This is a genomic window from Streptomyces sp. NPDC050439 (assembly GCF_040655335.1).
In the GTDB taxonomy this organism is placed as follows: Bacteria; Actinomycetota; Actinomycetes; order Streptomycetales; family Streptomycetaceae; genus Streptomyces.
On sequence record NZ_JBFAJT010000002.1, the window covers coordinates 282,250 to 293,678 of the forward strand.

The window sequence follows — 11,429 nt, forward strand, 5'->3', positions numbered from 1 at the left end:
ATCTGTCGGGCGGAGCCGCCCGCGCGGTCTCCGTCGTTGTCGCCTGGCTCGATCCGATCTTCGTCGAGCACTACGTCAGGTTCTACTTCGTCGGCGTGATCGCGGCAACGGGTCGCTGCCCTTCCGCTTGCGGCGCCGGATCGGGGCCGCGCGATCGGAGGCCGCACGATCGCGGGGCCGCCGCCCTCAGCGCAGCTCCTGGATGCGGAGCATGTTGCCGGCGGGGTCGCGGACGGCGCAGTCGCGTACGCCGTAGGGCTGCTCGGTCGGCTCCTGGACGATCTCGGCGTTCTCGGCCCGCAGCCGGGCGAAGGTGCCTTCCAGGTCGGCGGTGGTCAGGAGGATGCCGGCGTAGGTCCCCTTGGCCATCATCTCGTCGATGGTGCGGCGCTCGGCATCGGTGATGCCGGGGTCGGCGGCCGGGGGCTGCAGGACGATCGAGGTGCCGGGCTGGTCCGCGGGGCCGACGGTGATCCAGCGCATCCCGTCGTATCCGATGTCGTGGCGGACCTCGAAGCCGAGGCAGTCGCGGTAGAAGGCCAGGGAGGCGTCCGGGTCGCTGTGCGGGAGGAAGCTCGCGTGAATGGTGACGTCCATGGAGTTCACGCTAGGCGGGGCTCGACGGCCGGCGCTTCTCGATTCCTGACCGGTCCGGTCCGCGGTCAGGTCGTGGTCGGCCTGGTCAGGACATGCTTCGGGGGCGGCACCAAAGGGTGCCGCCCCCGATCGCCGCGCCCGTCGTCAGGACTGGGGGCGGCTGCCGTGGTTCGCGCCGTTCTTGCGGCGGGCCTTCTTCTTGCGACGTCGCTTCGAGGACATGGGTACCTCCGTGGTTCCGGTGTTGCTTCCCGGGCGCGAGCCCAGGCGATCACGCACTCCCTACCCAGGACGAAGCCGGGTAATGACGTGTCCTACGACACGATGTGAACCCCCTGTGTCATCCCGCGCCCCGCAGGCCCCGCACTCAGGCGGGGAGCGCCTCGACAGTGGGCACGACGATGCCGAACAGATCGGTGATGGTGGTCAGCGCGGCACTCTGGAGCGCGGCGGCGGGCAGGACGGTGCCGTCCGGGGCGGTGAGCGCGCGGGTGGCGGTGGCTTCGGCGACCACCGTGGGGCGGTAGCCGAGGTTGAAGGCGCCCTGAGCGGTGTAGTTGACGCACATGTGCGTCATGAAGCCGGCGAGGACCAGGTCCTTGCCGCTGCCCGGGGCGATGCCCAGATCGGTCAGCGTCTTCTCCAGGTCGGTGGCGTGGAAGGAGTTGGGGAACTGCTTGACCACGACTGCCTCGCCCTCCACCGGGGCGACCTCGTCGCTGATGGCCCCGATGTCCGCGCGGATGTCGTAGGGAGTGCCTTCGCCCCCGTCGTTGAGGACGTGGACGACCGGGGTGCCCGCGGCACGGGCCCGCTCCAGGAGGCGGGCCCCTGCCGCGAGGGCCTCCTCGGCGCCGGGCAGAGCCATGACGCCGGTGCGGTAGGTGTTCTGGAAGTCGATCAGGATCAGTGCGGATTCGCTCAGCCGCGGCGGCTGGACGTCCAGGCCGATCACGGCGCGCAGGGTGGTGGAGGGCTGGTTCGTGTGTGTGCTCATGAGGTGCGGAACCTTTCGTGAATGAGGCATGGCGAAGCCGCGGGGCTCGCCCGTGTGCCTGTGTGTTGGTGTGCCTGTGTGTTGGTGTGCCTGAGGGGTGGTGCGATCAGGTGGGCTGGATGCGGAAGCGGCGGCGGTAGGCCGCCGGGGTGGTGGCGAGCTGCCGGTTGAACGCGCGGTGCAGCGTCTCCACCGAGCCGAGCCCGGCGGCGGTCGCGATGTGGTCGAGCGGTCCGTCGGTGGTCTCCAGGAGGCGGCGCGCCACCTCGACGCGGGCGGCTTCCACGTAGTCCGCCGGGCTGGTGCCCGTCTCCTGTTTGAACACCCGGGCGAAGTGCCGTTCGCTCAGGCACATCCGGGCCGCCAGTGCCGCCGCCGACAGATCCCCGTCGAGGTGCTCGGCGATCCAAAGCCGCAGTTCGTCGATGTCACGGCGGGCGGAGGCGGGGCGGCTGAGGGGCACGGAGAACTGGCTCTGACCGCCCTGGCGCTTGAGGTACATGACCAGTTGCCGGGCCACCGCGAGGGCCACTTCCTCGCCCTGGTCCTCGGCCACGAGCGCCAGGGCGAGATCCAGGCAGGCACTGATCCCGGCCCCGGTCCACAACCGGCCCCGGTCGGTGCGCACGAAGATGGGGTCGGGGTCGACGACGACGGCCGGGTGCTCGGCGGCGAGCTGGGCGGCCGTCGACCAGTGGGTCGTCGCCGTCTTCCCGTCGAGGAGTCCGGCTGCGGCGAGCACGTGCGCGCCCACGCACACCGAAGCCACCCGGCGGGCCTGCGGAGCGGTCGCCTTCACCCAGTCCACGACGTCCGCGTCGATGCGGGCGACCGGGCCCTTGTCGGTCATGTCGACCGCGCCGGGCACCAGAAGGGTGTCCACCTGCCCGCGGACCTCGTCGAAACCCAGGTCGGCCACCAGCCGCACCCCCGCCGACGTACGGACCTCACCGGCGACCGGCCCCGCGAGGCGGACCTGGTAGCCGGCGCGGCCCGCGGTCTCCCGGCCGGCCAGGGCGAAGACCTCGGCCGGTCCTGTGACGTCGAGGAGGTCGACATCGGGGAAGACCGCGATGACGACACGGTGCGGAGTGGGCATGCCCCCATCCTCACGGCGCCGGCCGATGGCCGCAATGACGGTTCTCTGTCACATCCGGACATCGCATCCGGACATCACTTCCGGTCGTGCGCCGGAGGGAACATTCGTCCAATACGGCCGCTTCCCGCTTCGGCGAGGCTGAGGGCGCACGACCAAGGGGCGTCAGCATCAGTCGAAGGGAAGCAACGATGGCGTACGACGACACCACGACGAACGACAGCGACTCCGAGGGCGTCCGGGACGAGGGCGCCCGGGAGCTGGTCGCCCAGCTCGTGTTCGGAAGCCTCGCCGCGCAGACCGTGCGCGCCGCCGTCCGGCTGCGGGTGATGGAACTGATCGGCGACAAGGAGCGGACGGCAGCCGAAGTGGCCGCCGAGGCCGGGGCCCGCCCCCAGCCCATGACCAGGCTGCTGCGCGCCCTGGCGAGCCTCGGGCTGCTGCGCGAACACACCGCGGGCTCGTTCTCGGTGACCCCGGCGGGCGCGACGCTGGACCCCGGGCGCCCCGACTCGATCACCTCGCTGGTACGGATGTTCACCGAGCCGACGATGCTGCGTGCCTGGGAGCACCTGGACGACAGCGTCCGCACCGGAGACGTCGCGTTCGACGCGATCTTCGGGAAGGACTTCTTCGCCCACCTCAAGGACTCCCCCGACCTGTCCGCGGAGTTCAACGCGGCCATGAGCCAGGCCGTCCGGGCGACCGCCGCCGTCCTGCCGCACGCCTACGACTTCGGGCGCTTCACCACGGTGACGGATGTAGGCGGCGGAGACGGCACCCTGCTGAGCGCGGTGCTCCGCGAGCACCCCTCCCTGACCGGCGTCATCTACGACACGGAGGAGGGTCTGGCGCAGGCTCCGGCGACGCTGGAGCGCCAAGGGGTCGCGGGGCGTTGCTCCTTGGTGGCCGGGGACTTCTTCCACTCGGTTCCCGAAGGCGCCGACGCCTTTCTGATCAAGAGCATCCTGCACGACTGGTCCGACGAGCAGGCGGTCGCGATCCTGCGCCACTGCCGCGAGGTGCTGCCGCCTTCGGGACGCGTGCTGATCGTGGAGCCGGTCCTGCCCGAGGTCGTCGACGCGGAGACCGCCGGCCTCACGTATCTCACCGACCTCAACATGATGGTCAACGTGGGCGGCAGGGAGCGGACACGACGCGATTTCGAGGATCTGTGCCGCAGGGCGGACCTGACCCTCACCTCGGTGACCCCGCTGACGCGGGCGGAACCGTTCTGCCTCCTCGAGGCTACGGCGACACGCGTCACGACCTGATCACGTACTCCACGTTTCAACCGCGGGTGATCTACCGTGTTCCGCCTGGCACAACTTTGGGGGGACATATGCGCGTTCGCGCTACTGCGGCTGTGGCCGCCATGCTGCTGGCCGCTCTGACCGCGTGCGGCGGCGGGGACGGCGACAAGGCCGACTCGAAGTCGGTGAACGGCTCGAAGGACTCGGCCGCCGAGAAGGTCGACTGCGCGGACGAGAACATCAGTCAGGCCGACTGGACGAAGCACTGCTCCGACGAGGGCGCGGACGCCGAAGCGGACGGAGCCGAAAAGAAGGCGACGGGCCTGGAGTTCGGCGAGTCCTACACGTGGCCCGACGGCCTGAAGGTGTCCGTCACCGAGGCGAAGGTGTTCACGGACCACGACGCCGAGCTGATGGAGTCCGCCGAGCCCGGCAACACCGACTTCCGCGTGCGGCTGAAGCTGACGAACTCCGGCAAGTCGGCCGTCGCCCTCGACGACATCTCCCTCATCGTCGAGGGCGCCACAAAGGGCGGCGAGGCCGCGCAGACCGCGTTCGAAAAGGGGGCCGAACCGCTCGAAGGGCGCCTGGCCCCGGGGGTCTCCGCGACGAAGACCAACGACAACGTGCTGGAGACGAAGTACGGCAAGAAGATCATCGTCACGGTGCAGCGCAGCAGCGAGGCCGCGAACCTGGACTTCCCGGAGTACACCGGAGCCATCACCGGCTGACCTGAAGCGGCGGGCCCGCGGCACCCCGGCGCCCTGATTCGGGCTCGTCAGAGGAAGCGGCGGATCGGGCGTACGGAGAGTTCGCGGGCCCGTTGCAGCACCGAGCGTCTCTTCCAGCGGCCCGGCCGGATCAGGTCGCTGACCGTCACGTCGTCGTCGAAGTGCCCGTCGAGCGTCGCGGTGACCTCCGGGTCGAGGACCGCGAGCATGACTTCCTCGTCGTGATCGAGGGAGCGGCGGTTGAAGTTCGTCGAGCCGATGAGCGAGGCGACGCCGTCCACCGTGATGATCTTGGCGTGCATCATCGTCGGCTGGTACTGGAAGATCTTCACCCCGCACGCGGTGAGGTCCTCGTAATAGTGCTGGCCGGCGAGGTGACTCACCCTCTTGTCGGTGTGCGGTCCCGGCAGCAGGATCTCCACCACGACGCCGCGCCGCGCGGTGTCACACAGCAGCTCGATGAAGTACGCGTCCGGGGAGAAGTACGCGGTGGACAGCCGGACACGCTCCTCGGCCGACTCCAGCATCACCCGGATCAGGGTCTGCATGTCCTGCCAGCCGAGGCTGGCCGAGCCGCGCACCACCTGCACGATGGCGTCGCCCTGCGGGCGCTGCTCGATGAACCGGTCGCGCTCGTCGAAGAGTTCGTCGTGGCTCTCCGCCCAGTTCTGCGCGAACGCCGCGGCGATGCCATCCACCGCGGGCCCGCGGACCTCGACATGGGTGTCGCGCCACTCGTTCTCGTTGCGCGCGTTGCCGCACCACTCCTGCGCGATTCCCACACCGCCCGTGAACGCGCTCTCCTCGTCGACGACGAGAACCTTGCGGTGGCAGCGGTGATTCTGCTTGAGCGGGGACAGGTACAGCGGCTTGCGGAACCACGCCACCTGCACCCCCGCCCGGTCCATCTCCTCGAGCTGCTCGCTCTCGATCAGCCGGCTGCCGAACCCGTCCAGGAGCAACCGCACCCGCACCCCGGCACGGGCCCGCTCCGCGAGCGCCTCGGCGAACTGGTGAGCGATGTCACCCTTCCAGTACACGAAGGTCATCATGTCCACGGTGTGCTCGGCCCGGCGGATACCGGCGAGCATGGCCGCGAAGATCTCGTCGCCGTTGCGCAGGGGCGTGAGCGAGTTGCCCTCGGTCGCCGCGATGCCTATCAGCCGCTCGAGGCGCCGTCGTATGCGCGTGACGCGGTCCTCCACGGACGGCGCGCCTGCCTCACCCCGCGTGTCCGGGGTCAGCTCGGGCGGTTCCTGCGTGCTGGTCATGGTGTCACCTGGCCGGTACGCGAAGGGAGTCATCAGGCCGCGCCCGGTCCGGCACGGGCTGAGCGGCGAGCCGACTGTACCGGTCGCCGCGCCGGGCCGGTCGGGCCCCCGCGCATACACCGCGCCCTGCCGGGCACACGGCACTCACGCCTCGACACAGGGAGCCTTTCGTGATCATTGTCGGCATAGTCGCTGTCTGTATCGTTCTGGCCGTTCTCGCGTTCTTCGTGCCGCGTCTTTCCCGGCACCCCGAGCGGGGAACCCAGCGCACTCTGGGAGCCGGTTCGCGCGCCGGGAGCAAGGCTCCCGGCATCCTGGGCCGGATCTTCAGCAAGCCGTTCCGCAGCAGTTCCAAGGCCGTGGGCCGCAGTGGCTCGGCCGGCCGACGGACCCGCGGCCGCATGCCCTTCTGACCCGGCTCACAAGCTCGCCAGGAGGTCGTCGAGCGGGGCTGGTGTCAGCGCCGGGTCGAGGGCCTCGACGAGGAGGCGGCCGTAGCGGATCTTTCGGCCCTTCTTCGTTCCGAGGAAGCGCCTCAACTGCTGTTCCCGGGGGCGGTCGTGCTGCGCCGGCTGGCGCAGGAAGGTCTGCCAGGCCCGCAGGTCGCCCCCGTCCCGGACGATGTCCTCGACCCTCGCCGTGCCCAGCGCGCGGATGAGTTCGTCCTCCAGGTCCGCCACGCAGACGAAGAAACCTTGGCGCGGCGCGCGGGCCCGCTCGAGACCGCGGTCGTAGAAGCCCTGTTCGCCCACATCGCACAGTCCTGCCAAGCGCAGGCCGAGACCGGGCGGCCCGAGGAGCTCGGTGTAGCGGCCGATGCTCATCGCGCCGCCCATCGCGATGACGCACACCCCCTCGGCGGCCAGGTCGCGACCGCGCCGCGAGGCCAGTGCCTCGACGGCCTCGCGGTCGCTCGGGCCCTCGAGCAGCACCGCCGTCCGCACCCCGGCCCGCACGGCCAGCTCACGCGCCGTCTCGCCGGGCCCGCCGGCCGCCCAGTCGGTGACCGCATCCCGGAACGCCCCCATGTCAGCCATGGGGCGAGTCTGCACCGTCGTCGACGCCACGGCACGCGATATTCGACGGCTGATCAGCCTGCCCGGCCCGCCTTCATCAAGGTCTCGTAGCCCACGTCGTCGCAATAGGAGACGGCGCGCCACTCGGCGTCCGTGTCGCCGCCGACCGCCCGCGTGGTGTCTTCGAGAATGCGGCTGCCGTCCCGGTCGAGCCCGTTCTGGTTCAGCTGCTTGGCGGCGGCGACGACCGTGGGGCCGCCGAAACCCTCGCTGCCTGCCGCCTCGCCCTTCTCCTGCTGCCAACTCCCCAGCGCGGAACAGTAGGTGTGCCGCCGCTCCTCGTTCCGCGCGGAGTCGGAGTCCTGAGCCGAGCAGCCGGCCAGCAGGCCGACGACGGCGACAGCCGTCACTGTGCGCGTGGCTCTTCGCATGCTTGATGTACCCCTCGCCCCGTCGCACCGGACGCCGATGCCGATGCCGACCCGCCCCATCCTCCATCAGCCGGGCAGCGACCTCGTCAGTCCTGCCAGGACCAGTCCCGTACCTCCGGCAGGTCCACGCCGTGCGCACGGACGTAGGCGTGGTGGCGCAGCCGCGCGTCCTGCATCCGCTGGCGTACCTCGACCGCGCGCACGCCCAGGCCAGGGACCCGGTCGACGACGTCCATGACCAGGCGGAAGCGGTCCAGGTCGTTGGCGACGACCATGTCGAAGGGCGTGGTGGTCGTGCCGCGTTCCTTGTAGCCGCGGACATGCAGGTGGGGGTGGACCGCACGACGGTAGGCAAGGCGGTGCACCAGCCACGGGTAGCCGTGGAAGCCGAAGATGACCGGCTTGTCGCGGGTGAACAGCGCGTCGAACTCCGCGTCCGGCATGCCGTGCGGATGCTCGCCCTCCGGCATCAGCCGCGCGATGTCCACCACGTTGACCACGCGCACCGCGAGCTCCGGCAGGTGGCTGCGCAGCAGGCTCGCGGCGGCGAGCACCTCCAGGGTGGGCACGTCCCCGGCGCAGGCAAGGACGACGTCCGGCTCCTGGTCGGGGGCTTCCGTGCCGGCCCAGGTCCACACCCCGGCGCCCCGCGCGCAGTGGGCGCGTGCGTCGTCGAGGCTCAGCCAGTCGAAGCCGGGCTGCTTGCCGGCCACGATCACGTTCACGTAGTCACGTGAGGCGAGGCAGTGCTCTGCGGTGGACAGCAGCGTGTTGGTGTCCGGGGGCAGGTAGACGCGTACGGCCTCCGGGCTCTTGTTGAGGACGTGTCCGATGAAGCCCGGGTCCTGGTGCGAGAAGCCGTTGTGGTCCTGGCGCCACACGTGGGAGGTCAGCAGGTAGTTGAGCGAGGCGATCGGTGCCCGCCAGGGCAACTCGCGGGTGGTGCGCAGCCATTTGATGTGCTGGTTGACCATCGAGTCGACGATGTGCACGAACGCCTCGTAGCAGGAGAACAGCCCGTGACGGCCCGTCAGCAGATAACCCTCCAGCCAGCCTTGGCAGGTGTGCTCGGAGAGGATCTCCATCACCCGCCCGTGCCGGGTGAGGTGTTCGTCGACGTCGTGGATCTCTTCCTGCCAGGCCTTTCCGGACGCCCCGTAGACGTCGTCGAGCCGGTTGGACGCCGTCTCGTCCGGGCCGACGAGCCGGAAGTCGCGCCGCTCTGCGGTGTCGGCCATCACTTGGCGCAGATAACCGCCGAGTACCCGCGTCGGCTCGTTCAGGGTGGCGCCCGGCTTCTCCACGTCGACCGCGAACTCCTCGAGCGGCTTCAGCGGCAGCGAGCGCAGGAGCAGCCCGCCGTTGGCGTGCGGGTTGGCGCCCAGGCGCAGCTTGCCCGACGGGGCGATGTCGACGAGTCCGGCCGCCGGGCGCCCCTGGGCGTCGAACAGTTCCTCGGGGCGGTAGGAGCGCAGCCACTCCTCCAGCTGCCGGCGGTGTTCGGCGCTCTCCCTGACGTTGGAGAGCGGCACTTGGTGCGCGCGCCAGGTGCCCTCCACCGGCTTGCCGTCCACCGTCTTGGGGCCGGTCCAGCCCTTCGGGGTACGCAGCACGATCATGGGCCAGCGGGGTGCGGGGGCGTCCTTGGCTCGCTCGGCGTCCCCGGCGGCCCTGGCCTCGCGCTGGATCGCCGCGATGCGGTCCAGGCAGCGGTCGAGGGCGACGGCGAAGTCGCGGTGGACCGCCATGGGGTCGTCGCCGGTGACGTGCACGGGCTCGTACCCGTAGCCGCGCATCAGGTCGTCGAGCTGCTCCTGGGGCAGCCGGGCCGGGATCGTCGGGTTGGCGATCTTGTAGCCGTTCAGGTGCAGGACGGGCAGCACCGCGCCGTCGTGCACCGGGTCCAGGAAGGTGTTGGAGTGCCAGGAGGCGGCCAGCGGCCCGGTCTCGGACTCTCCGTCGCCGATGACGCACACCGACAGCAGGTCCGGGTTGTCGAAAGCGGCTCCATAGGCGTGCGAGAGGGAGTAGCCGAGCTCGCCGCCCTCGTGGATGGAGCCGGGCGTCTCGGGGGCGACATGGCTCGGCACTCCGCCGGGGAACGAGAACTGGCGGAAGAGGCGGGTCATCCCCTCTTCGTCGCGGGTGATGTCGGGGTAGGTCTCGGTGTACGTGCCGTCGAGCCAGGAGTTGGCCAGGACGGCGGGCCCGCCGTGTCCGGGGCCCCAGACGCAGATGGTGTCCAGGTTCCGCGCCTTGATGACCCGGTTGAGGTGGGCGTGCACGAGGTTGAGGCCGGGCGAGGTGCCGAAGTGGCCGAGGAGGCGTGGCTTGATGTCCTCGACGGCGAGGGGGCGTCGCAGGAGGGCGTTGTCCATCAGGTAGATCTGGCCCACCGAGAGGTAGTTCGCCGCCCGCCAGTACCGTGCCAGCTCCTGCAGTTCGGCGTCGGAGGGTGGTTCGGCGGGTGAGGCCGGGTGCACCTCGGGGTCGCCCATGGCTGTTCCTTCCGATAGATGACCGGCCACGCTCAACGTAACGGCGCGCAGGACCACACGCCTCCCGGAGTCGGCCGGACGCACGTTCAACGCCCCCGGGTTCCCACTGGGAGAGATCTACACGGCTATCGTGCTCGGGCGAACGGGCCGTACGGGCCGTACGGGCCGTACGGAAAGTGAAGGGGAACTGGTGGGGGCACCGGAAGCGCAGGACACGGCCGAGAGGCTGCGGGCGATCAGTGACGAGCTGTCGGACCGTTTCTACGAGCGGGCCGACGTGGTGCGGACGCTGGTGGTGACGCTGCTCGCCGGACAGCACTCGCTGATCCTCGGCCCGCCGGGCACCGCGAAGTCCGAGATGGCCCGCGAGCTCACGGGCCGGGTCGACGGCGCTTCGTACTGGGAGATCCTGCTGTCGAAGTTCACCGCGCCGACCCGGATGTTCGGTCCCGTCGATGTCGCCGCGCTGGCCAGGGGCGAGTACCGCCAGGTCTTCGAGGGCCGTGCCACGACCGCGCATGTGGCGTTCATCGACGAGATCTTCAAGTGCTCCACGGCGGCCCTGAACGAGACGCTGGGCTTCCTCAACGAGCGGATCTATCACCCCGAGAGCGGCGGCGAGCCGATCCGCTGCCCGCTGATCGGGGCCATCACGGCGAGCAACGAACTGCCCGCCGGGGAGGACTCCGCCGCGATCTACGACCGGCTCCTGGTGCGGATCGAGGTCGGCTATCTCGCGGACCCCTCGAACTTCGCCGCGCTGGTGCGCTCCGCCGTCGGCCGGCCCGCGGCGCCGCAGCGGACCACGGTCGCACTGGGCGCGTTGCAGCACGCTGTGGCCGAAGCCGTCCCGGCCGTGGCCGTCCCCGACGTGATCGTGGACGCGGTGTGCACTTTGCGGGCCGCCCTGCGCCGCAAGGAACTCGTCGCCTCCGACCGCCGGTGGCGGCAGGCGGTGGGCCTGCTCCAGGCGTCCGCATATCTCGACGACCGCCCGGCGGTGGCCGAGAGCGACCTGTCGGTCCTGACCCATGTGCTGTGGGACTCCCCCGCCGAGCGCCCGACCGTCGAGCGCGAGGTGCTGCAGCTGGTCAACCCCGACGCGAAGGAGGCGCTCGACCTTGCCGACGCCATCGAGGAGATAGAGACCCAGCTCGACGCGATGGCCGGGCAGTCCCGCGAGGCGCTGAGCGACTGGGTCATCAAGAAGGCCCACAACAAGCTCGCCATGGCGGGCAAGCGTCTGGAGACGCTGCGCGCGGAGGCGGCCGGAGCGGGCCGCTCCACCGCAGCCATCGACCGGGTGACCGGCCGCCAGCGCGCCGTCCGTGCCCGAGTCCTCACCGAGGCACTCGGCATGGACGCGAACATGGTGCAGGCCCAGCTCTGAACGTCAGGGGCGAACGCGTGGACGAGACACCGAGCAGACTCGACGAGCTGACGCACCGGGCCGGGAGGTGGCTCGGTGCGGCGACCGCCGGCCCCGAGCGACACACCGCAGCCATCAACCGGATCACCGACCGCCAGCGCGCCGACCGC

11 protein-coding genes are annotated in these 11,429 nt (G+C 70.6%); 4 read left to right on the forward strand and 7 right to left on the reverse strand.

The features are described 5' to 3' along the window. Window positions 1-186 precede the first annotated feature (186 nt). The 3 genes from AB0I66_RS08350 to AB0I66_RS08360 form a co-directional block, all read right to left on the reverse strand. Entirely contained in the window at window positions 187-597 is a 411-nt protein-coding gene (locus tag AB0I66_RS08350; protein ID WP_363206970.1) for a VOC family protein, read from the reverse strand. Between the two features lie 367 nt (window positions 598-964). Then, entirely contained in the window at window positions 965-1,594 is a 630-nt protein-coding gene (locus AB0I66_RS08355) for a cysteine hydrolase family protein (protein WP_363206971.1), read from the reverse strand. A gap of 106 nt (window positions 1,595-1,700) precedes the next feature. Further along, window positions 1,701-2,693 (reverse strand): DJ-1/PfpI family protein, encoded by a 993-nt coding sequence (locus AB0I66_RS08360; RefSeq protein ID WP_363206972.1) that lies wholly within the window; start codon window positions 2,691-2,693, stop codon window positions 1,701-1,703. A gap of 188 nt (window positions 2,694-2,881) precedes the next feature. Between AB0I66_RS08360 and AB0I66_RS08365 the strand changes: the two genes are divergently transcribed. Together AB0I66_RS08365 and AB0I66_RS08370 are read left to right on the forward strand one after the other, a co-directional pair. Further along, complete coding sequence (locus AB0I66_RS08365; protein ID WP_363206973.1) at window positions 2,882-3,964, forward strand: methyltransferase; 1,083 nt, start codon at window positions 2,882-2,884, stop codon at window positions 3,962-3,964. Between the two features lie 92 nt (window positions 3,965-4,056). Continuing rightward, entirely contained in the window at window positions 4,057-4,674 is a 618-nt protein-coding gene (locus AB0I66_RS08370; protein WP_363206974.1) for a hypothetical protein, read from the forward strand. 47 nt (window positions 4,675-4,721) lie between these two features. On the opposite strand, the gene AB0I66_RS08375 is transcribed toward AB0I66_RS08370, so the two are convergent. Further along, the gene (locus tag AB0I66_RS08375) at window positions 4,722-5,945 is read right to left on the reverse strand and encodes a phospholipase D-like domain-containing protein (RefSeq protein ID WP_363206975.1); all 1,224 of its coding nucleotides are present in this window, start codon (window positions 5,943-5,945) and stop codon (window positions 4,722-4,724) included. Window positions 5,946-6,115: 170 nt separating this feature from the next. Between AB0I66_RS08375 and AB0I66_RS08380 the strand changes: the two genes are divergently transcribed. Next, on the forward strand, window positions 6,116-6,358 hold the full coding sequence (locus AB0I66_RS08380) for a DUF6411 family protein (protein ID WP_363206976.1): 243 nt from the start codon (window positions 6,116-6,118) through the stop codon (window positions 6,356-6,358). A 6-nt stretch (window positions 6,359-6,364) separates the two neighbouring features. Here the strand turns inward: AB0I66_RS08380 and AB0I66_RS08385 are convergent, their stop codons facing one another. From AB0I66_RS08385 to AB0I66_RS08395, 3 genes are all read right to left on the reverse strand, one after another. Beyond that, a complete protein-coding gene (locus tag AB0I66_RS08385) occupies window positions 6,365-6,982 on the reverse strand; it encodes a TOPRIM nucleotidyl transferase/hydrolase domain-containing protein (RefSeq protein ID WP_363206977.1) in 618 nt (205 codons plus the stop codon). Between the two features lie 53 nt (window positions 6,983-7,035). After that, window positions 7,036-7,392 (reverse strand): hypothetical protein, encoded by a 357-nt coding sequence (locus AB0I66_RS08390; protein ID WP_363206978.1) that lies wholly within the window; start codon window positions 7,390-7,392, stop codon window positions 7,036-7,038. Between the two features lie 86 nt (window positions 7,393-7,478). After that, the gene (locus tag AB0I66_RS08395) at window positions 7,479-9,890 is read right to left on the reverse strand and encodes a phosphoketolase family protein (protein ID WP_363206979.1); all 2,412 of its coding nucleotides are present in this window, start codon (window positions 9,888-9,890) and stop codon (window positions 7,479-7,481) included. A 190-nt stretch (window positions 9,891-10,080) separates the two neighbouring features. Here AB0I66_RS08395 and AB0I66_RS08400 point away from each other — a divergent pair, with 190 nt between their 5' ends. Further along, window positions 10,081-11,280: an AAA family ATPase gene (locus tag AB0I66_RS08400; RefSeq protein WP_363206980.1), complete on the forward strand. Its 1,200-nt coding sequence runs from the start codon at window positions 10,081-10,083 to the stop codon at window positions 11,278-11,280. Window positions 11,281-11,429 lie beyond the last annotated feature (149 nt).

Excerpts from the sequence above, each read along its gene's own strand:
- AB0I66_RS08350 (WP_363206970.1), bottom strand. The coding sequence starts at position 597 with ATGGACGTCACCATTCACGCGAGCTTCCTCCCGCACAGCGACCCGGAC.
- AB0I66_RS08355 (WP_363206971.1), bottom strand. The coding sequence starts at position 1,594 with ATGAGCACACACACGAACCAGCCCTCCACCACCCTGCGCGCCGTGATC.
- AB0I66_RS08360 (WP_363206972.1), bottom strand. The coding sequence starts at position 2,693 with ATGCCCACTCCGCACCGTGTCGTCATCGCGGTCTTCCCCGATGTCGAC.
- AB0I66_RS08365 (WP_363206973.1), top strand. The coding sequence starts at position 2,882 with ATGGCGTACGACGACACCACGACGAACGACAGCGACTCCGAGGGCGTC.
- AB0I66_RS08375 (WP_363206975.1), bottom strand. The coding sequence starts at position 5,945 with ATGACCAGCACGCAGGAACCGCCCGAGCTGACCCCGGACACGCGGGGT.
- AB0I66_RS08385 (WP_363206977.1), bottom strand. The coding sequence starts at position 6,982 with ATGGCTGACATGGGGGCGTTCCGGGATGCGGTCACCGACTGGGCGGCC.
- AB0I66_RS08390 (WP_363206978.1), bottom strand. The coding sequence starts at position 7,392 with ATGCGAAGAGCCACGCGCACAGTGACGGCTGTCGCCGTCGTCGGCCTG.
- AB0I66_RS08395 (WP_363206979.1), bottom strand. The coding sequence starts at position 9,890 with ATGGGCGACCCCGAGGTGCACCCGGCCTCACCCGCCGAACCACCCTCC.